The sequence below is a fragment of the Dokdonia sp. MED134 genome, assembly GCF_000152925.2.
GTDB lineage: Bacteria > Bacteroidota > Bacteroidia > Flavobacteriales > Flavobacteriaceae > Dokdonia.
On the sequence record NZ_CP009301.1, the window covers coordinates 879,637 to 902,335 of the forward strand.

General features: G+C 37.7%; 16 protein-coding genes. 10 read left to right on the forward strand and 6 right to left on the reverse strand.

Translation table 11 applies throughout. From position 1 onward, the window contains the following. Nucleotides 1–42: 42 nt before the first annotated feature. From MED134_RS03845 to MED134_RS14665, 5 genes are all read left to right on the forward strand, one after another. Complete coding sequence (locus MED134_RS03845) at nt 43–2,253, forward strand: RelA/SpoT family protein (RefSeq protein ID WP_021778677.1); 2,211 nt, start codon at nt 43–45, stop codon at nt 2,251–2,253. A gap of 29 nt (nt 2,254–2,282) precedes the next feature. Further along, nucleotides 2,283–2,738 (forward strand): Fur family transcriptional regulator, encoded by a 456-nt coding sequence (locus tag MED134_RS03850; protein WP_021778676.1) that lies wholly within the window; start codon nt 2,283–2,285, stop codon nt 2,736–2,738. 7 nt (nt 2,739–2,745) lie between these two features. Beyond that, on the forward strand, nt 2,746–4,020 hold the full coding sequence (locus MED134_RS03855) for an adenylosuccinate synthase (protein WP_021778675.1): 1,275 nt from the start codon (nt 2,746–2,748) through the stop codon (nt 4,018–4,020). A 171-nt stretch (nt 4,021–4,191) separates the two neighbouring features. Then, nucleotides 4,192–6,027: an OstA-like protein gene (locus tag MED134_RS03860; RefSeq protein WP_021778674.1), complete on the forward strand. Its 1,836-nt coding sequence runs from the start codon at nt 4,192–4,194 to the stop codon at nt 6,025–6,027. A gap of 174 nt (nt 6,028–6,201) precedes the next feature. After that, the gene (locus MED134_RS14665; RefSeq protein ID WP_021778673.1) at nt 6,202–6,897 is read left to right on the forward strand and encodes a TlpA family protein disulfide reductase; all 696 of its coding nucleotides are present in this window, start codon (nt 6,202–6,204) and stop codon (nt 6,895–6,897) included. 88 nt (nt 6,898–6,985) lie between these two features. Here the strand turns inward: MED134_RS14665 and MED134_RS03870 are convergent, their stop codons facing one another. Together MED134_RS03870 and MED134_RS03875 are read right to left on the reverse strand one after the other, a co-directional pair. After that, a complete protein-coding gene (locus MED134_RS03870) occupies nt 6,986–7,939 on the reverse strand; it encodes a lytic transglycosylase domain-containing protein (protein WP_410470303.1) in 954 nt (317 codons plus the stop codon). Nucleotides 7,940–7,968: 29 nt separating this feature from the next. After that, nucleotides 7,969–8,622 carry an alpha/beta fold hydrolase gene (locus MED134_RS03875; RefSeq protein ID WP_021778671.1) on the reverse strand — a complete coding sequence of 218 codons (654 nt, stop codon included), beginning with the start codon at nt 8,620–8,622 and terminating at the stop codon, nt 7,969–7,971. A 200-nt stretch (nt 8,623–8,822) separates the two neighbouring features. Between MED134_RS03875 and MED134_RS03880 the strand changes: the two genes are divergently transcribed. Next, nucleotides 8,823–9,122 (forward strand): hypothetical protein, encoded by a 300-nt coding sequence (locus tag MED134_RS03880; protein WP_021778670.1) that lies wholly within the window; start codon nt 8,823–8,825, stop codon nt 9,120–9,122. A 96-nt stretch (nt 9,123–9,218) separates the two neighbouring features. Next, nucleotides 9,219–9,875 (forward strand): alpha/beta hydrolase, encoded by a 657-nt coding sequence (locus MED134_RS03885; RefSeq protein ID WP_021778669.1) that lies wholly within the window; start codon nt 9,219–9,221, stop codon nt 9,873–9,875. Between the two features lie 86 nt (nt 9,876–9,961). On the opposite strand, the gene MED134_RS03890 is transcribed toward MED134_RS03885, so the two are convergent. From MED134_RS03890 to dnaK, 4 genes are all read right to left on the reverse strand, one after another. Beyond that, nucleotides 9,962–11,986 carry an OmpA family protein gene (locus tag MED134_RS03890; RefSeq protein WP_021778668.1) on the reverse strand — a complete coding sequence of 675 codons (2,025 nt, stop codon included), beginning with the start codon at nt 11,984–11,986 and terminating at the stop codon, nt 9,962–9,964. 1 nt (nt 11,987) lies between these two features. Next, nucleotides 11,988–12,908 (reverse strand): type IX secretion system membrane protein PorP/SprF, encoded by a 921-nt coding sequence (locus MED134_RS03895; RefSeq protein ID WP_021778667.1) that lies wholly within the window; start codon nt 12,906–12,908, stop codon nt 11,988–11,990. A gap of 15 nt (nt 12,909–12,923) precedes the next feature. Next, nucleotides 12,924–16,751 (reverse strand): gliding motility-associated C-terminal domain-containing protein, encoded by a 3,828-nt coding sequence (locus tag MED134_RS03900; RefSeq protein WP_021778666.1) that lies wholly within the window; start codon nt 16,749–16,751, stop codon nt 12,924–12,926. Nucleotides 16,752–17,106: 355 nt separating this feature from the next. Further along, a complete protein-coding gene (dnaK, locus tag MED134_RS03905; protein ID WP_021778665.1) occupies nt 17,107–19,011 on the reverse strand; it encodes a molecular chaperone DnaK in 1,905 nt (634 codons plus the stop codon). A gap of 314 nt (nt 19,012–19,325) precedes the next feature. On the opposite strand from dnaK, the gene MED134_RS03910 reads away from it, so the two are divergent. The 3 genes from MED134_RS03910 (at nt 19,326) to MED134_RS03920 (ending at nt 22,651) form a co-directional block, all read left to right on the forward strand. After that, nucleotides 19,326–20,018: a TetR family transcriptional regulator C-terminal domain-containing protein gene (locus MED134_RS03910; RefSeq protein WP_021778664.1), complete on the forward strand. Its 693-nt coding sequence runs from the start codon at nt 19,326–19,328 to the stop codon at nt 20,016–20,018. 66 nt (nt 20,019–20,084) lie between these two features. Continuing rightward, nucleotides 20,085–21,410: an ABC1 kinase family protein gene (locus tag MED134_RS03915; RefSeq protein ID WP_021778663.1), complete on the forward strand. Its 1,326-nt coding sequence runs from the start codon at nt 20,085–20,087 to the stop codon at nt 21,408–21,410. Between the two features lie 233 nt (nt 21,411–21,643). Continuing rightward, the gene (locus MED134_RS03920; protein ID WP_021778662.1) at nt 21,644–22,651 is read left to right on the forward strand and encodes a 3-oxoacyl-ACP synthase III family protein; all 1,008 of its coding nucleotides are present in this window, start codon (nt 21,644–21,646) and stop codon (nt 22,649–22,651) included. The last annotated feature ends 48 nt before the right edge of the window (nt 22,652–22,699 follow it).

Consider the following 22,699-nt stretch of genomic DNA (forward strand, 5'->3'; position numbering starts at 1 on the left):
GTGTTGTTCATAAAAGAGAATTTGGTACTTTTAGTATATCATATGGAGTTAACCGCAGAATTTATAGAAGCAGAAAACAAAGAGCTGACAAGACAGTACAAAAAGCTCTTGCGCATAAGTTATCAAACCTTGACCGATGAGGACAAGAAGATGATAAGAAAAGCGTTTGAGGTGGCGGTAGATGCGCATAAATCGCAACGCCGCAAGTCTGGTGAGGCTTACATCTTTCACCCACTTGCTGTGGCTCAAATAGTTGCAAGTGAGATAGGACTTGATGCCACCTCTATAGCGAGTGCACTACTACACGATGTGGTAGAAGATACAGAGTACACCCTTGCAGATCTTGAACAAATGTTTGGCGAGACGGTTGCCCGTATTGTAGATGGCCTTACAAAAATATCAAGTCTTAAAAAGGATAGGGACGTATCGCTGCAAGCAGAAAACTTTAGAAAAATGCTCCTCACTATTAATGATGATCCGCGTGTGATCATTATTAAAATAGCAGACAGATTGCACAATATGCAAACAATGGATGCTATGCGTGCAGATAAGCAATCTAAAATTGCCAGCGAGACACTCTACATCTACGCTCCACTTGCGCACAGAATGGGCTTGTATAATATCAAGACTGAGCTCGAAGACCTTAGTCTTAAATATACAGAACCAGATGTATATAAAGATATTGCGAGTAAAATCACAGAAAGCAAAGCGCAGCAAGATCAATATATCAAAGACTTTAAAAAAGTTATAGAAGACTCTCTTGATGAAGAAGGTCTTAATTATGAGATAAAAGGTAGACCAAAATCTATATATAGCATACGACGTAAAATTCTTGCTCAAGGAGTTACCTTTGAGGAGGTTTATGACAAGTTTGCGATACGTATTATCTATAAAAGCGATAAGGCAAATGAAAAGTTCCTTGCTTGGAAAATTTACTCTATTGTTACAGATCACTTTAGACCTAACCCTACGAGACTACGCGACTGGATTTCTTCACCAAAATCTACGGGATATGAGGCCTTACACATTACTGTTATGGGGCTTAAAGGTAGATGGGTAGAAGTACAAATACGCTCTGACCGTATGAATGAAATTGCCGAAAAAGGATATGCGGCACACTATAAATATAAGGAAGGTAAAGAAGGAGAATCAAGCCTAGATGAGTGGATAAACAGACTTCAAGAAGCACTAGAAAATCCGGACCAAAATGCGGTAGACTTTGTAGAAAACTTTAAACTCAACCTTTACAACAAAGAGATTTTTGTATTTACCCCACAAGGTGATCTTAAATCTTTACCTAAAGGCGCTACCCCTCTTGATTTTGCTTTTAGTGTTCATACTGAGGTAGGCTTGCATACACGTGGCTCAAGAGTAAATGGAAAGCTAGTACCACTTAGTCATACACTTAAAAGTGGTGATCAAGTTGAGATTATTACTTCTGAGTCTGCGCAGCCTACAAACAACTGGTTAGACTATGCAACTACGGCTAGAGCGAGAGCAAAAATAAAATCTTCACTCAAAGACGAGAAAAAAGAACTAGCAGATGATGGGAAGGCGATACTCTCCAGAAAACTAAAGTCACAAAAAATCCCGCTTAACGAAAAAACTATAAATGAGCTCGTTTCTTACTTTAAACTCAATACAAGCTTAGACCTCTTTTACCGTGTAGGTAATGGAACGATTGATAATAAAATGATTAAAGAGTTTGCAGCACAACGCAGCAATGCCTTAATGAGTTTTATTAAAAGTAAGATCAGAAAACCTAACACTCCGCCAGATATACACAAAGATGAGATTACAAATAATTTTGACTCTCTTGTTTTTGGACCTGAAGATCAAAAGCTAGATTACACATTTGCAAAGTGCTGTAGCCCTATACCGGGTGATCCAGTTTTTGGGTTTACTACTATAAAAGATGGCATAAAGGTTCATAAAAATAACTGCCCTAATGCTATTGCTATGCGTAGCAACTACGCCTATAGAATTATAAAAGCAAAGTGGGTAGACTCATCAGACACGGGTTATCAAACAGATATCGTACTTACAGGGATAGATAATCTTGGTCTAGTAAATACAGTTACAGCAGAGATATCAAACCATCTTAATGTAGATATAAAAGGCCTGAGCTTTACCACACAAGGAGGTATTTTTAAGGGTAAAATAACCGTTGTTGTAAGAAACAATGCATTGTTGAAAACCTTAATAGAAAATCTCAAAAAAATAGATGGTATCGATCAAGTGACTAGAGTTTAAATCCGTAAATTCGTCCTTTATTATAAACGATGCCACTAAAAGCTACTATCAATAAGGATCAAGACGTTGTAAAAGGCGTTTTTACAGCCTATCTAGAAGAAAAAGGCCACCGCAAGACGCCAGAGCGTTTTGCCATACTACACGAAATATACAGCAATGAAGAGCACTTTGATATAGAAGCGCTTTACATTAGTATGAAAAATAAGAACTATCGTGTGAGCCGTGCAACACTATATAACACTATAGAACTTTTATTAGAATGTGGACTTGTGCGTAAGCACCAGTTTGGTAACAACCAAGCGCAGTATGAGAAATCATATTTTGACAAGCAGCACGATCACGTAATTCTTACAGATACTGGAGAGGTTATAGAATTTTGTGACCCTCGCATACAGTCTATAAAAAAAACCATAGAAGAGGTTTTTGATATTACTATAGACAAGCACTCCCTATACTTTTACGGAAAGAAAAACACGACTAACTAATATAACAATGGCAGTAGATTTACTACTAGGCCTCCAATGGGGCGACGAAGGAAAAGGAAAAATTGTAGATGTCCTTACAAAAGACTACGATATCATTGCACGTTTTCAAGGAGGACCTAACGCTGGTCACACACTTGAGTTTGATGGTATAAAACACGTACTACATACGATTCCTTCTGGAATTTTTCACGACAACGCTATGAATGTCATAGGCAATGGTGTGGTAATAGATCCAGTGATTTTTAAGAAAGAGCTACAAAACTTAGACAAGTTTGAAGGTCTTGATTATAAAGCAAAAATGGTAATCTCGCGTAAAGCTCACCTTATACTTCCTACCCACCGCTTACTTGATGCTGCTTCTGAAGCCTCAAAGGGAAAAGCAAAAATAGGATCTACTCTTAAAGGAATAGGACCTACTTATATGGATAAAACAGGTCGTAACGGTATACGTGTAGGTGATCTAGAACTTGCAGACTGGAAAGATCGTTATGCAACTCTTAGAGATAAGCATATCTCTATGATAGACTTTTATGATGCAAAAATTGAGTACGATCTAGAAGAACTAGAATCAGAATTTTTTGCAGCAATAAAGACGCTTAAGACCTTACAATTTATAGACTCAGAAGAGTACCTATACCAAGCTCAAAAAGGCGGTAAATCTATACTTGCAGAGGGAGCACAAGGATCACTTCTAGATATTGATTTTGGTACATATCCTTTTGTAACTTCTTCAAACACGACTGCGGCTGGTGCTTGTACCGGTCTTGGAGTTCCTCCTAATCAAATAGGTGAAGTATTCGGGATATTTAAAGCATACACAACACGTGTAGGCTCTGGACCATTTCCTACAGAACTTTTTGATGAGGATGGTGAGACTATGGGACGTGTAGGTAACGAGTTTGGAGCAACTACGGGTAGAGCGCGTCGTTGTGGATGGCTCGATCTAGTAGCACTTAAATATGCTGTGCGCGTTAATGGTGTAACACAACTTATGATGATGAAAGGTGATGTGCTTTCTGGTTTTAAAACCTTAAAAGTATGTACGGCTTATAAATATAAAGGAGAGACTATTGAGCACCTTCCATATAACATAGAGCCAGAAAACGTAGAAGTTGTATATAAAGAAATGCCAGGATGGTCTGAAGACCTTACAGGTATGACTAAGGCAGACCAACTACCTAAAGAGCTTAATGACTATATAGACTATCTAGAAAAAGAGCTAGAGACTCCTATCAAGATAGTATCTGTAGGACCAGATAGAACACAAACTATCCTTAGATAGTAAGTATCTACAATACGTAAAGAGCCTTCAGAATTATATCTGAAGGCTCTTTTTATATATAAACACATTGCTACATACGCTTTGACTTATAGCAACGTTTTAATCTTTACAATCTATTTTTTGATAAAGCGCTAACGGTTAAGGCTAGCAATTTGATTATTTTTGGAATTAATGAACTACAAGTACTACATCTTACTAGCTGGGATTATATTTTTTTCCGCTTTCGCGAAAGCGCAAGAACAACCCTCAAAGCTCATCTATATAGAATCTCCCATAGAGCGTATAAATGAAGAGGAGTTTCCTGGGGCAATCCTTTTACAGAAAAACAATAACGAGCAAGTTTACATAGAGCACGAAGGTGCAGAGATGTGGTGTGATCTTGCCTTTTTTTACAAAGAAGAAAACTTTGTAAAAGCTTACCGAAATGTAAGACTCAAACAAGGCGACTCTGTCTCTATGCGTAGCAAATACATCGAGTATAATGGTAAAACAAAATTTGCCTATGCCGCTGGTGACGTATTTCTAAAAAAGGATACGACCACCGTCACTACAGATACAATGTATTTTAACCGTACCACTCAGCAGGCATATTACAGAACTGGTGGTGTTGTAACCTCCCCTAATAGTAAGATTACAAGCCGTGTAGGTCGTTATTATATAGAGCAAGATAAAATTTCATTTATAAGCGATGTGGTGGTAAAAAACCCTGAGTATACTATAAACAGTGAGCAACTAGATTTTTATAGTGTGCCAGAGCACGCTTATCTATATGGCCCCACAACGATTACAAGTAAGACTTCTAAGGTGTATTGTGAACGTGGGTTTTATGATACCGCAAATGATTATGGCTATTTTGTAAAAAACTCTCGTATAGATTATGATAACAGGCAAGTATATGGGGATAGTCTTTATTTTGATAGAAATCGCAATTTTGCAAGTGCTACTAACAACATAAAAGTACTTGACACGCTTAATAGAAGTCTAGTAAAAGGGCATTATGCAGAGGTTTATAGAGCCAAAGACTCCGTACTTATAACGCAAAGAGCCGTTGCTATTACTGTAGAAGATAATGACTCTGTATATGTACACGGCGATAAACTGCTACTTACAGGTAAGCCAGATAATCGTATACTCAGAGCTTTTAAAAATGTAAAACTCTATAAGAGTAATATGAGTGGTAAGAGTGACTCACTACACAGCAACCAGCGTACGGGACTTACGCAAATGATTCGCAAACCTATCTTATGGAGTGAAGAAAGCCAAATCACGGGTGATAGCATACACCTCATAAGCAATACAGAGACAGAAAAAATAGATTCGCTTAAAGTTTTTAATAACGCTTTTATTGCTCAAAAGGATACTATCTCTGGTTTCAATCAGATTAAGGGCCAGAAACTTTATGGCTTTTTTGATGATGAAAATGCACTTAAACAGGTAGATATTATAAACAATGCTGAGACCATAATGTATATGCGTGAAGATAATGGAGATCTCACAGGGATAGATAGGGGCAAATCTGCAAGAATAGAGATTACTTTCTTTGAGAACACCATAGATGAGATTAATAAAATAAAGAGTCCTGGCGGGAATATTTTTCCTGAGTCTCAATTTTTAGACGAGCCACAAACCTTTGAAGGGTTTAACTGGCGTGGCGATGAGCGACTTCTTAGTAAAGAAGATATTTTTAAAGGTGAGGCACCTTTTACACTTACAAAGATACAGGGAATACCTCTTCCAGAAATAGATGAAGGTTTCTTTAGCACACCAGATGATGGCGAGAAACCTCCACTTTCAGAAAACTCTGATATAGATGAAGGCACCTTGCAGAACAGAGAGGAAAACAAACCACAATACGGTACTGAATCTTCTGATGATGAAAGCACAAAACAAAGAGAGTCATTAATAGAACGTAATCAAAAGGCAGCGCTAGAAAGAGCAAATACTGACAAACCAACCAAAAATAAACCAAATGTGTCTCCTCTTATAAAAAAGGGCGGGAATAACTAAACCCCTTGACAAATATCATATTCTTAATAAAAATAGATTTTACCAGCTATTTATCACTATTTTGATTAATTAAGTACCAAAAATTTACTTGTTAACCCGATTTTTGAGCGCTTAAGCGAAAAAATTTCTTTTTTACATCCTACTCACATACCTTGCTAGTATAAAGGTATGACTATGGGAAGATTATTACTTACACTCCTTCTTACTGCGCACATTACACTATCGGCTCAAAACTCTCAACTGTTTTTTTCTGATGTGCTAGACACGCACCTACCTGCCTATCTTTTACAAGCCGAAGACGCTATTAGAAATTTAGAACAAGACAAAGTCAAAGTACTTTTTGATAATCTTGTTCAAGATAAAATCGCAGGGTCTCTAATGGACAATTTTACGGTGACTAAACTTTCTAAAAAAGCGGTAACACTTAATGACTATACAAAACCAGTAATGCTACTCACCTACTCTAGCTGGCGTATAAATTGTAAAGGAGAACAAGCGGCTCTTAATGAACTAGCAGCCCAGTATGGAGATGACGTATCTATAATATTACTGCACTGGGGAAACAACAAGGAGGTAAAAAAACTAGCAAAAGGATATCATCGTAATATTGACGTGCTTTATGTAGATGACTCAGATAACAAGTACACACAGATTATTAAAAATCTTAAGCACTCCTTAGGCCTGCCTCTTGCTTATACCATCACATCAGACAAGACAATTATTAATATAAAAAGAAGACTCTCTAATAAAATGGCAAAAGATGAAAAAGATGCCGCCCTTGAGAATTATGACCTTTACAAAAACTTACTCACAGAGCTTCTTTTTAAACAAGAAACACTGAGCGAGGCTCCCATCGTGATAAACAAATAACACCTTCATTATATCTTGAATAATAGAAAAAGCCTGACAGTAATATTTCTGTCAGGCTTTTCATTTACAACAATGTGTTGTTACATTGTTATCTCCCTAAAGAGTATGCTCCTTGTTTAGGTATCTCTATATAATATTTCTTTCTTGAGCTGTTATTGAGCTTAGGCTCTCTCAACCAAGGGTTATGTATTTTTAAAATCTTATAATTAATCCCAAAACGCTCAGCAAATTTTACAAAATCTGTGACTGCTGTATCAACTTCTACCTTGTATGTAGGTACAGCTGTATATAGGTCTTCTGTTCTATAATTAAATCCATACTTTTTTGGGTTACTAAGAATCTCTTTAAGCGCGATAATTCTAAAGACATATCTCCCTGTCTCTTCCCCTAAAAGTAGGTCATAATAATCATTTACATTTTGCTCCTCAAAGCGACGTGACACACCATAGTTACCTGCATTATATGCAGCAGCAGCAGCCGTCCAGTTTCCAAAACGCTCTTTAGACTTCTTTAAGTACTGACAAGCAGCCCTTGTAGACTTCTCTATGTGGTAACGCTCATCTACATTGCTGTTTACTTCTAGACCGTACTCCTTACCCGTTTCTTTCATAATTTGCCAGAAACCTGTAGCTCTTGCAGGTGATACCGCCTGCGTAAGACCACTCTCAATAACTGCAAGATATTTAAGATCATCTGGTACGCCCTCTTCGGCAAGTATGGGCTCTATGATAGGAAAGTATTTATGCGCTCTTTTAAAAAGCAATAACGCATTAGACTGCCAGTATGTATTTACCAGAAGTTCGCGATCCATACGTTCCTTAATGTCTGGATTTTGTACAGGCACTTCCTCACCAGCAAAGTTGAGTCCATCTGGCATAGGGATGGCATATACATTATAATCGTTTACTAGTTTTTCGCTTCGTACTTTTTCATCTTTTACGGGTACTTGTTCTTCCTCTTGCTCCTGTGGAGCTTTTGCAGAGTTTATAACAAGACCGGCAACTGCGACTATCGCCACACCTGCAAAAATTTTCTTCATCATTATCATCGTCTTTTCTATTTTAAATCAATTTACTCATTTTCAATGAGTTTCGGCAAATGTTCATTAAACCATTTTGCACGAGTTATCACCATTATATGTGTTCCATCTTGAACCTCTATACAATTATCTATATACTTGACTGGAAACACCTTATCTGCCGTTCCGTGTATATGTATCGCATTTTCTGTAGGGGTTTCTTGATCCCAGCACACCATTTCTTTTACTGCCCACTTCATATATCTTCTATCATTCATAGATAGATATTTCTGGTACAAATCTACGCGGTTTTTTATGGTTTCTCCAAAGGCATATTTTGCAAGTTTATCAACATCTTCTATAAGACTGGCTGGAAGTGCTTTGTAGAGTTTTAGCTTTCGCGAAAGCTTCATTCGCCTCGGTAATTCATACTTGCTTTTTACAGTGCTTACTAGTATGAGCTTGCGCACCTTGATATGCTTTGCCATCTCTTGTACGAGCACTCCACCAAAACTCACGCCTAGCAATACAATATCATCGTGCTTTATAAACTGTGTCATACGTAGCGCATACTGTGATAGTGACTCCCCAGGTTCTGGCAGCTGCCATTCTAGTAAATGCGTAGTATAAGAAGCACTCGGTAAGCTTATATTTTCAAATATAGAAGGATTTGCAGCCATACCAGGCATCAAATACACGTGTATCATCTTACTTAGGAATAAGGGTTTAACATAGAAGTAGTGGCCTATTTCGGGAATTTTTTGTAAATTTGCAACACTTTCTTATTAAGAAATTCATATGTTTTAAAAATATTCTCAGATACCAGCGTTTACAGCGCATAAAACTAAAGACTGATTTCTTATTACGTGTTAATTATATTACAAATACTAAATATTTTTCAAAATTTATGGAGGCTACAACAGCAATTGAATTGACAGACAATGAGTTTCTAAGACAATTCGAAACTACCTTTGACGGAAAGCTTGCAAAAATGGAATATTCCTTACAAGAGCGTAAGATCTTCCTCACTAAAATATTTATGCCAGAAGGCACAGAAGACCATATGAACGAGTTTATAATAGCCGTTTTTAAGGAAGTAGCAGATAGAGAGATTAACCTCGTCCCTACAAGTCCAGAAATTGCAAAATTTATGCGCTCTAACCGTCGTAAGTACAAAAAGCTACTACCAGTAGGTATTAACATATAAGTTGCTCTCAAAGCAACCTAAAACCACTCTATCGAGTGGTTTTTTTTATGCCTTATTACTAACAAGATTCTACAAGCTTTTCTACTTTTATAACCTATGGAAGAAAATAGTATAACCTACACACATACTAATACGTATACCACACTTAATGATGTAACCTCACAGACTAAAAATGTATGGGTAGCACTACACGGTATGGGGTATTTATCAAAATATTTTATCAAGTACTTTAAGGCTCTAGATACTACTGAGAATTATATCATAGCACCACAGGCGCCTAGTAAGTACTATCAAGATAAACGTTTTAAATACATAGGTGCAAGCTGGCTTACTAGAGAAAATATAGAAACCGAGAAGGAAAATCTCTTTGCCTATCTAGATGCAATGTGGAGCAAAGAACTTGAGAAAATAGGAAATCAAGAAGTACGCTTTATCTTTATGGGTTACTCGCAAGGAGTCTCTATACTCACACGCTGGATGGCACACAGAGCGCTATCTTGTGATTATCTACTGCTACACTCTGGTGCGATACCTCAAGAACTCGAAGCAACAGACTTTAATTATTTACCACAAAGCACTACAGTAACTTATCTCTATGGAGATGAGGATGAGTACATCACAGAAGCCCGTAAGACAGAGCAACAGCTCAAAGGTTCGGCGCTTTTTGGTAATAGATTAAATGTGCAGGTGTTTAAAGGAAAGCACGAGGTGCACGTCCCATTTATAAATGAGATAAGTACTCAACTTATGTAAGTACTGGTTATGAGTACGCTTTCGCGAAAGCGTAAACCAAAAAAAGCAACATAAACTGTTGCTTTTTTTTATGAATGATTATATCTCTAGTAACCTGTTATCTCAAACTCACTACGCCTGTTGAGCTGGTGCTCTTCTTCTGTACATTGCCCCGCTGGACACTCTACTACTGGCTGGCTGTTACCATAACCTTGATACTGTATGCGAGTAGGGTCTATTCCTTTTTCTACAAGGTAATCAAAGGTAGCTTTTGCTCTGTTTTGTGATAACGGAACATTATATGCCTCTGGCCCACGACTATCTGTATGAGATTGTATTTTCATTTTGATGCGTTTATACTTTATAAGCTTTGCAGCAAGCTCATCGAGTACAACTTGAGAATCCTCTCTTATACTGTATAAATCAAAATCAAAGTAAATAGGAGCTACATCTATAAATAGCTTACCTTCTTTTTCCACCACTTGTGGCGACTGTGTGTCTGTGAGCAACTCAAAGCGACTAGGGTCCTTATCTTTAAGATCTTTTGCAAGATTCTTTTGTTTCATCATCGTGAGTTCTGACTCGGTAAATATGCGATTTACTTTAATCACATAAGGAGCCTCTTGCACGCCTCTTATCTGGAAGTCTAGGCTACCTTGCTCGTGATTATCTCCAGAGCCTATAAATGTATAATCATCTACAGTAAGTGGCACGGTAAAAGTGCCCGCAACGGCTTGTGTCTTCTTGTAAATTTCTTTTCCTTGATATCCTATAATCTTAATAGTTGCATCACTTATTAACTCATTTGTTACAGCATCTCTTATTTCAAATCGTGTGTTAAACTTTCTAGTAATAAGCTCACCTGTCTGGACAAAACTATAAATATCATCATCTTTTCCGCTTCTGCTTGTTGCAAAAAGACCTTCATTTTGAGAGTAGTATGTGAGACTAAAGTCATCATAAGGCGAGTTTACAGGTGCGCCTAGATTAATAGGTTCTGTAAATCCTTTTACGGTAAGTGGGGCTACAAAGATGTCTAATAATCCCAGTCCTAATCTTCCGTCTGTAGCAAAGTATAAGTCCCCACTGTCTGACACATAAGGAAATTGCTCTCTGTGAACTGTATTTATGGTAGGTCCTAAATTTACGGGTGTACCATAAGAGCCATCAAGATGTACCGTTACATAATAAATATCATAACCACCTAGACCGCCATCCATATCTGAAGCAAAGTAAAGTCGCTTACCATCTTTAGTGAGGGTAGGGTGCATATATGAAAATTCCTCCTTTACAAAAGGTAATCGCTCTGCCTCTCTCCAAACCTCGTCTATGCGCACACTTTTATATAAGTGAACTCGGTTAGTCCCTTCTTCATCAAAAATTCTTTTTGAATCACTTTTTTCATAGGCGCTACGCGAGATGTACATCTCATCACCTGCAGCGTTAAAGCTTATGTTACCATCGTGCAATGAAGAATTTACACCTTGACCTAAACGAACGGCTTCACCAGCTAGTTCATTTTTATCATTTACTCGGACTCCATAAATATCGAGAAAAGGTCTTTGCGTAGACTTAAAACGTTTTGCAAATAAAGTTCTAAAAACCTCATCATTGAGACGGTCTGAGGTAAAGAACACACTATCACCTACACGTACAGGTCCAAAATCATCTGCCTCAGAGCTTATGTTACTCTTTGTAGCATCAAATTTAGGATTACTGCTAGATAAGGCTTTGACTGTTTCTAGCGCTTTAGTTTTATCAAAATCTTCTCCTTTGTTTTTATAATAAGCTTCAAGGTAGTTTAATGCTTCTACGCCCTCACCGGTGACCGTTAGTGCGTGGTACATTTTAAAATTAAATTCATTATCAAACGTTCTATCTTGATCATTAAAACGCTCATTTACAAGTTGATTAAGATATAAGGCTGCGCTTTTATAATCTTGACCTAAGTAGTAGGCATCTATTACTTTACTTAAATTTTCTTTAGAGTTATTATCCTTAAGTGCTTGCTCATAATAATGTGCAGCACCTATATAATCTCCTCTCTTAAAGAACCGATCTCCTTTTTTAGATTGTGCAATGACTGTTGTACTCAGGCACAGTATTGCAAGTAGTAGGTATATATTTTTCATCTTAATAAAATCTAGGTGAGATGTATCTTTTCTGTAAGCCTAATATGTCAAAAGTGTATAACAATACAATCTCGTGACTCCCATTATTAAAGCTGTTAAGATCACTTACATTAAAATCGTAGCTATAACCTAATTTGAGACTGTTTGTGATATTAAAGCCGGCAAGAGCTGCGATAGCATCTTGATGTCTATATGAGACACCTAGCTCAAATTTATCATCATAAAGTGCGTTTACAGAGAGGTCAAAAGTAAGTGGTGCACCACTCACCCACTTTGCTACACCAGAAGGCTTGATCTTGAGCATATCTGTCACCTCATAAACATATCCAGCCATTAAGTAAGCAGTAGGATCTTTTTTATAAAGTACAGAGCTTCCTCCATCTTCAAATCTATTTTCTATTTTATAAGGAATCACACTAGGAGAACTTAAGCCTACATAATAATTTTCTTTAAAGAGAAATACCCCAGCACCTACATTAAGAGATGTTGTCTGGCCATTTTGAAAGGCTTGGTCACTTGTAATATTTTGCCCCGTAAAATCAAGACTCTGGTTATCTACTCCTAGTTTTAACCCAAATGACAGATTAGTACTTTCTGCTACATTAATTCTGTAAGCAAAGTTTACATTAAAATTATTTGTAGTAAGTACATCTCCTATCTGGTCATTTACATAATTAACACCTATCTCTACTCGCTCGTTGAGTGGGATGTTTGCAAAAACGTTTGCTGTGGTAGGAGCTCCTTCAAGACCTACCCATTGCGATCTGTATAGACTCCCTATGCGTATGAGTCCTGGCTCATTAATCATATATGCAGGGTTTACCACACCCTGATTGTACATATACTGCGTGTACTGTGGTTCTTGTTGTGCGAGCGTAGATAAACTACAAAATGCCGCTAGTATGAATAATCTAAATTTCATAATATGCTTTTTATTTTATCTACTTAAGTAAAAGTTACCGTCTATAGGTTCTGTCTCCGAGTCGTTTGGATAAAGGATATAGAAATACACACCCGTAGGTAATTGATCTCCTAGTCCTGAGCCAGTGTTTGCACTTCCGTCAAAGGCTGGAGTATTTTTATTTCCTCTATACACAATGGTACCGTATCTATTAAAGATTTGAATATCAAAATTTGGATATAAATCTGGGTACGTTCCTAAGTCTAGAAAATCGTTTTGACCATCACCATTGTCAGACACCCCGTCAGATATCTCTTGCTGGCAGCTACCATCAGTAAGTGGCAAGATATCGGCTAGGTATGAAACTCTTTCAGACTCACAACCATTTTCATCTATGGCAGCCACATAATACGTGACATTATTTTCTAGCAATGTGGATAATGGTAAGGGGGAGCCCGCTTCCGCGAAAGCGTACCAATTATAAACTGCCGCTCCAGTAACTAAAATATCTCCCAAAGTCTGATCATCATTAATACAAAACGTCTCTGGATCTGCTACCGAAGGCGCATCTATCGCTGTTATAGTAAAAGTGATAGTCGCATCATCATCACCACAGTTGTCATTTTCTACGAGGTACATATATGAGAACGTCCCAGGTTCAAAATCGCCTATATACAGTAGCCCATCCTCTATAGTAAGCGACGTATCTAGATTTATAAACTGTCCCGTTACATCTGCCCCTTCGCTCAAAAAGTCAAAAAGCGAGAGTGTATAATCACCAGGACAAACAAAGGTGTCTAGATCTTCTCCTGCATTTGCGATTCCGTTTACAGTGACATTTACCCAAGCAAAGGCCTCTGGACACACATCTGTAGCAGCAATGGTATAAATATAATCTCCGTCTAGCGCGGTCATAGGGTCTAATATCGCCTCGCTTGAAGAAGAAACGTAACCACCAGGCCCCGTCCAAGTTCCTGTTATATCTGGAGTACCAGAGAGTGATAAAAATAAATCAAGTGGCGCATCATCTTGGCACAGTACAATACTTGATGTAATACCCGGATCTTCTTGCTCAAAGACTGTAAAGTCTAATGTAGCTTGGGCATCACAACCATTTTCTGTAGTGGTCGCATAAATAAAACTAAAATCCTGCTCACCATCTATCTCCGGAAAGAAAAAGAAGTTATCTACCACTTCACCTGTTACCGCATCTGTAAACTCACCTAGAGGTCCAGAATAAATAACCTCAACACCGTTTGTTTCTAGCAAAGAGATAAGACTCACAAATCCAGCCTCGTCACAAATAGTAACACCAGCAGTATCTTCTCCAGGATAATTATTTTCAAAAAAGGAAACCGTAACTGTTGCACTTAACGCTTCGCAAACACCATTTGCTGGTGTAGTATATATATAGTTACCCTCGGCGTTTATTGTAGGGTCAAAAATTGCTTCATTATCTGTGGTTATATATCCCTCAGGACCTGTCCAAGTTCCCGTTGTAGCAGGAGTACCTTCTAAAAAGTCAAATAAGTTTACAACATCATCTACAGCACAGGTCTCATAAATTGCGTCTACACCTGGACTTACACTTTCAAATATGGTAAACTCTAGTGTCGCACTATCTATACAACCATCATCTGAAGTTGTCGTATAAGTAAAATTAAAGGTTGCTTGCCCATCTATTTCTGCGTATAAAAATGGATTTGCAACTTCCTCGCCACTTACCGTATCTGTCCAGACTCCTTGTGTTCCTTCATAAATAGTATCTGTACCATTTGTATCTAATAAATTGATAAGATTAATAGGAGACTCTGCATCTACATCACATATCTCTACGCCTGCAGTATCTTCTCCTGCATACAGAAACTCGAGTAGCGTTATACTTAATGTTGCCATATCTTCATCACAACTTTCATTGCTAGGCACGGTGTATACATAATCTCCTGCGGCATTAGTCGCTGGATCATAATTTGCAACATTATCTGTAGTAGTGTATCCTTCTGGACCCGTCCAAGTTCCATTAGTATCTGGACTACCTTCTAGTAGTGTAAAAAGATCTACCTCTTCACTATTTGCACAAATATCTACCAGAGTATCTTCCCCAGCATCATATTGCTCATAAATAGTAAAGCTCAATGTAGCGCTATCTGCACAGTCACTAGCGCTAGTTGTTGTGTTGTATACAAAATCAAAGGTTTGTGAACCTCCAGTAATTTCTGGAATAACAAAGTTATTATCTATCACAATAGATGTTGCTGTGTCTGTCCATACACCATCTGGCCCAACATATACTGTTTGTACACCATCTGTCTCTAGTAAATCTGTAAGTGTAAGTGTTTCTTCATTCTCACAAAATTCAAGATCTGCAGTGTCTTCTCCTGCATAGTTTGGATTTGTAATGACTATAGTAATTTGAGCGGTTTGAGTATCACAAGGGTGATTCTCATTTATTTCTGAAGAACAACCGTCAGGAATATCAAAAACTTGTTCTTCTATTGCCTCTGCATTATACTCCTCATCTACAGTAAACTCAAAAACATATGTTCCAGCAGCGGTGAGAGGATCGAGATTTGATAAATCTATAGTACCTTGACTTGTATACCCTGGATCTTCTGTCGTTGTAGCGATATCACCTGTGTTAGAAACTAATCCTAAATCTGAAGGTCCAGAAATCAATGTCCAGTTAGTGTAATCATTATTAGGATAATCAAAAAGCACTCCATTTTCTGTAGTAAATTCTACATAATCATATAGATTAACACTTCCTAATGTTTCATCTGTAGTACAAAATGTTGCTTCATTTTCATTTTGACTAAATGGCCTTACAGATTCATAAAATGTAAAACCTATGGTGCTTGTCGCATCATTACAAACGGTAGACCTACTTTCTACAAAATATTGGTACTCGTAAGTTTGTGATCCAAACCTAGGGTTACTCATTACAAGATCTGCATACACCTGAGCAAGATTAATTACAGAATCTGCTGGACCCGTGATTTGACCTGTAGGGTCTGTCGCATCTAGCCATATTCCTTCTATATTTTCGTTTACTAGAAACTCATCTTCTAGTAAATCAATATCTCCATCATAATTACCAGCTATAAGTTCTGTATCACAGATATTAAATTGATTTGCAAATCCAGCAAAAGGCTCCCTAACCACAGATACTGTAACGGTTGTAGATTGCTCTGCATCACAAGGTGTTATACCTGGCACTGTATAAACTAGCTCAAATGTCTCTTCATCTACTAGCGGTGGACCCTCTTGATATGGAATGTTTACGTTAAGAAAACGGTTGCCAGTTATAGAAACAAAGTTAGCACTCGACCCAGTATATGTCCACTCCCCATTGCTATGTGGACTAGGATTAGAAAGCATAGTTTGAAACAAGTCAATCTCTGTAAACTGCATACACTCTGCTGGTGGAGCTGGTTGACATACCTGTAAGTTTATGGCACCATCCATCGTGTTTGCAACAGTTCCAGAATAAGGACCTAGTACGATATTAAATAAGTATTGCACATCTTCTGGACAGCCAGATGTACCGCTCAAAAATTCAAATTGATAATCTGTATCAAGTTCTGAAGAGCTATCAAGATCCCATAAATAAAGGTCACCAGTAACTACATCTAGGGCAAAGTTAAAGTTTGGATCAAACCACATACCGTCTGCAGCAGTGATAGTTGTACCGCTCAGTGTAGAGAACTCTTCATATAGATTTATGATTCCATCTGGAGTACCGTTGCTATCACCATCTACAACAGTCATATCACAAACAGTAAAAGTCTCTGTGTCACCACATTGTGCAAATGTTGTTGTAGCTACGGTTACAAAAAAGATAAGAAACAGGTATAATTTCCCCATAATTAGACTGGTTTAGTGTCGCAAATATAGGTGAGACCTCTATAAAAAACTCGTTATAGTGCATATTTATACAGTTGTACTACACTACTGTATGATTAATACTACAAAAAAGCCATACATTATCTTCTATAAATTAGATTTTGTAGAGATGTGTGCAACACCGCTTTCGCGAAAGCGCAAAAAAAAATCCCTTTAACTTCACGTTAAAGGGATTTTCATATATATAGTGTCTCAGTAAATTATTGCTTTTTGTTAAGCAAATATTTCACTTCTTCAAAAATCTATACTTCGACTACACTTAGTAAATAGTACTTAACTTCTTCGAAGTCTATACTTCGACTAAGCTCAGTACAGGCTACTTGACTTCTTCGAAGTCTACGTCTTCTACATCACTAGCAGTATCTCCGCCAGCATCTGGTCCAGCTTGTGCATCTGGTCCTGGTTGCCCAGCAGCATCTGCTTGTGCTTTATACATCTCTTCAGATGCAACCTTCCAAGCTTCGTTAATCTTATCTAGTGCTGGAGTAATCGCGTCTACAGACTTAGTCTCGTAAGCTGCTTTAAGCTCTGCAAGTGCATCTTCGATAGGCTTCTTCTTATCGTCAGATAACTTATCACCAAACTCAGTAAGTTGTTTTTCCGTTTGGAAAATCATACCATCTGCCTCGTTTATCTTATCTGCAGTTTCTTTTGCTTTTTTATCAGACTCTGCATTTGCTTCTGCCTCTGCTTTCATCTTTGCAATTTCTTCTTCAGATAGTCCAGAAGATGCCTCGATACGGATATCCTGAGATTTTCCAGTTGCTTTATCTACTGCACTTACTTTAATGATACCATTTGCATCAATATCAAAAGTTACTTCAATTTGTGGTACACCTCTTTGTGCTGGTGGAATATCAGTTAACTGGAAACGACCTATCGTTTTGTTATCTGCCGCCATAGGGCGCTCACCTTGTAGTACGTGTATATCTACACTAGGCTGATTATCTGCCGCTGTAGAGAATACTTGTGACTTCTTAGTAGGTATTGTAGTGTTTGCTTCTATAAGTTTTGTAAATACATTACCCATAGTCTCAATACCTAATGAAAGTGGTGTTACATCTAGTAGTAATACATCTTTTACATCTCCAGTAAGTACTCCTCCTTGTATTGCTGCTCCTACGGCAACAACCTCATCTGGGTTTACACCTTTTGACGGTGCTTTACCAAAGAACTTCTCTACCGCTGCCTGTACTGCAGGGATACGAGTAGATCCTCCTACAAGAATAATCTCATCGATATCTCCTGTACTTAATCCAGCAGATTTAAGTGCTGTCTGGCAAGGCTCTATTGTTCTTTTTACTAGGTCGTCTATTAACGCTTCAAATTTTGCACGGCTTAAAGTACGTACTAAGTGCTTAGGCCCAGAAGCCGTAGCAGTAACATAAGGAAGGTTAATTTCTGTCTGTGTAGAAGAAGAAAGCTCAATCTTAGCCTTTTCTGCAGCTTCTTTAAGACGTTGTAAAGCCATTGGGTCTTTACGTAGGTCCATATCCTCATCTGCAATAAACTCTTCTGCTAGCCAGTTTATGATTTTTTGATCTACGTCATCACCACCTAAGTGTGTATCACCATCTGTAGATAATACTTCAAAAACGCCATCTCCTAGTTCTAGTATAGATACATCGTGTGTTCCTCCTCCAAAGTCAAAAACAACGATTTTTTGATCTGTATCTTTTTTATCAAGACCATAAGCAAGTGCTGCTGCTGTAGGCTCATTTATGATACGCTCTACTTTAAGACCTGCAATCTCTCCAGCTTCTTTTGTAGCCTGACGTTGAGAATCGTTAAAGTATGCTGGAACCGTAATTACAGCTCTAGTTACATCTTGTCCTAAGTAATCTTCTGCCGTTTTCTTCATTTTTTGAAGAGTCATTGCAGATAATTCTTGAGGTGTATATAAACGGCCATCTATGTCTACACGTGGTGTATCATTGTCACCTTTTACTACTTTATATGCTGCACGCTCTGCCTCTTTGCTAGATTCAGAAAATTTGTTACCCATAAAACGCTTTACAGAAGCGATAGTCTTTGTAGGGTTTGTTACAGCTTGTCTTTTTGCAGGGTCTCCTACTTTAATCTCACCACCTTCTACAAAGGCAATGACAGATGGAGTAGTTCTCTTACCTTCTGCATTAGGGATTACCGTAGGCTCGTTACCTTCCATTACAGCAACGCACGAGTTGGTAGTACCCAAGTCAATTCCTATTATTTTACTCATTATATATGTATTTAAGTGTTATTTAATTTTTTCAACACTCACAAATAGACAAGGAGTATGCCATCGGTCAAAGTATGACAAGGTGTCATTATTAAAAAATAAAGGTTTTAATTACGCTTTCGCGAAAGCGTAAAAACTCTTATCACCACCCACTACTCTAATCAAACAACAATTAACCATCAGAAAGCAAACCTCATACAAGCAGGTGTGAAAATGGATTTCATATAATTTGAAATAATTTTAACGTAAGTTTTGTTTAATAGTATTGTTGTAAGATTAAACATAATGTATCTTTACATAAAACAACGCATATTATGGCAACTGTAAAGAAAACGACTAAAAAGACTACTGCCAAGAAGAAGACAGTAAACGCACAAATGCTTATTACAGCATATATGGAGTACGTGCTAGAGCACGGAGAAGAACCAAAAACGATTTACAAATTTTGTAAAGAACATAATATTGAAGAAGCAGAGTTTTATAAATTCTTTGGCTCTTTTCAAAATCTTAAAGCAGGTATATGGAATGCATTCCACACAAATACCGTAGGTGTGCTTCACAAAAACAGTGATTTTGAATTTTACACCAATAAAGACAAAATGCTCTCATACTTTTTTACAATGTTTGAGATGCTTACTGCAAACAGAAGTTATGTGCTTGTAGCACTAGACCAGCATAAAAATATGCTCAAAAATATGAGCCAGCTCAAGGAGTTGAGAGGTCACCTTACCTCTTTTGCAGCAGATCTTATAGAGGCTGGTAATGATGATAAGAATTATAAGATTACAAAAAATCCTGTACGTCTTTTTAAAGAAGGAGCCTGGGTACAGTTTTTATTCTTACTTAAATACTGGATGGAAGATAACTCTCCTGCCTTCGAAAAAACAGATGTGGCTATTGAGAAATCTGTAAATGCAATTTTTGACATTTTTGAAACCACACCGCTAGAAAGCATTATAGACTTTGGAAAATTTTTATTTAAAGAAAATTTTACAATGGCAAAGTAGTACTAGAAGTACGCACGAGGTTTTACCTCAACTCAACAAGAAAATAAGCCCTATGGGCATCAATATATGAAAACAATAGACCACATACCTACTAATAAACTCCAGAGAGCCTCAAAGCTTGTAAAGACTGGCGTAAAGGTGGGTGCAAACTATGCAAAATATTACGGTAAGAAGGTCGTTAACCCATCGCTCACAAAAGAGCAACTTAATGAAGATAATGCCGAAGATATTTATGATGGCTTAAAAAGTCTAAAAGGTAGCGCACTTAAGGTGGCGCAAATGCTTAGTATGGAGAAAAACATTATGCCTAAGGCATATGTAGAAAAGTTCTCTCTATCACAATTTAGTGTTCCTCCCCTATCTCCACCTTTAGTGCGTAAAACCTTTAAAAAATATCTGGGTAAATACCCAGAAGATCTCTATGATACGTTTGCGGCTCAGAGTGTTAACGCGGCCAGTATAGGCCAAGTGCACCAGGCGACATTAAATGGGAAAAAACTTGCTGTGAAAATCCAATATCCAGGAGTCGCAGACAGTATCAGTAGTGATCTTGCTCTCGTAAAACCTATTGCAAAGAAGATGTTTAATCTTCAAGGCGAGGGTAAAGAGAAGTTTTTTAAAGAGGTAGAAGATAAACTACTAGAAGAGACAGATTACAATCTAGAGTTAGCACAAAGTATCGCAATGACAGAAGACTGTGCTACCATCCCTAATCTTGTATTCCCAAGGTACTATCCAGACCTATCTAGTGAGCGTATACTCACTATGGACTGGATGGATGGGGAACACTTAAGTGAGTTTGTAGCACATAATACAGATCAAGAAGCGGCAAATAAGCTAGGACAAGCACTATGGGATTTTTATATGTACCAGATGCATATTTTAAAGCGCATACACGCAGATCCTCACCCAGGTAACTTTATGGTAGATAAAGACCATAATCTTATTGCTATAGACTTTGGTTGTATTAAGCACGTACCGCAAGACTTTTACATACCTTACTTTGACCTTGCAGAACCGTCAAATATAAATGACCCTAATATTTTTAAGCAAAAATTATACGAGCTAGAAATATTACGAGATGATGATGATGCAGAGACCGTAAAGTTCTTCTCAGCACTATTTCACGAGATGCTCAGCCTCTTCACACAGCCTATGCATCAAGAAGAATTTGATTTTAGAGACAGTACATTTTTTGATCAAATTGCCGTGCTAAGCGAGAAGTATAGTAAGGATACAGAAATACGTAAGATGAATGGTAACAGAGGTAGTAAACACTTCTTATATATAAACAGAACATTTTTTGGACTTTATAACTTGATGCACGATCTCAAGGCACAAATAAAGGTCAATAATTTTAAGAACTATGTACCCACAGACTCTGTGGCATAAAGGTTAATAATTGTGTTACTTTTTGTGACATGTTATTGGTTAGGTTGTTTTTTGAAAAGAGCGCTTTTAGTCGGGCGCTCTTTTTGTGTTTATAAGTCATTCATACTATGCGTGCATACTAAAATTATTATAGACACTTTATCTACCCCTTAAGATAAAGTATATTTACACGCTGGGAGTTTTACGCTTTCGCGAAAGCGTAATTACCCTCAAACAATTTTCAAACACAGCTTATGTATAATTCCAAAATTACCGGACTAGGTAAATACGTCCCAGAAAATGTGGTGACAAATGATGATCTATCAAAACTGATGGATACTAATGATGAGTGGATACAAGAACGCACCGGAATAAAAGAGCGTAGACATATCAAAAAAGGAGATGGTAACTCTACCGCAAAGATGGGTGTAAAAGCTGCAACCATTGCTATAGAGCGTGCTGGACTTACTAATAAGGATATAGATATGATAGTCTTTGCGACACTCAGCCCAGACTATTACTTCCCTGGCTGTGGTGTGCAAGTACAGCACTTAATGGGTATGGAAACCGTACCTGCGCTAGATGTAAGAAACCAGTGTTCTGGATTTATCTATGCACTTGCAACGGCAGACCAGTTTATAAAATCTGGTATGTATAAAAATGTACTGGTAATAGGATCTGAAAATCATAGTGGAGGTTTAGATTTTACCACTAGAGGACGTAGTGTGTCTGTAATATTTGGTGATGGTGCAGGTGCTGCAGTACTTTCTAGAGAAGAAGATACGACTAAAGGTATATTATCATCTCACCTACACAGTGAGGGAGAGCACGCACTAGAGCTATCTCTTAAAGGACCAAGCACAGAGCAATGGGTACCAGAACTTATAGAGACTAACCCGCAAGAAGATATCCCTTACTACCCGTATATGAATGGGCAGTTTGTATTTAAAAATGCCGTGGTACGCTTTTCTGAGGTGATTATGGAAGGTTTACAGAAAAACAAACTAGATGTAAGTGATATAGATATGCTTATACCGCATCAAGCTAACTTACGTATCTCACAGTTTGTGCAGAAAAAGTTTAAGCTTAGTGATGATAAGGTGTATAATAACATCCAGAAGTACGGAAACACAACGGCTGCTTCTATCCCTATCGCCCTTACAGAAGCTTGGGAGAATGGGAAGATAAAAGAAGGAGATACTGTAGTACTAGCTGCCTTTGGTAGTGGCTTTACGTGGGCCAGCTCTATTATAAAGTGGTAGTATAATCTCGCATCGAGATTTTAATGAAAAAAAGTCCGCAGTAGTATA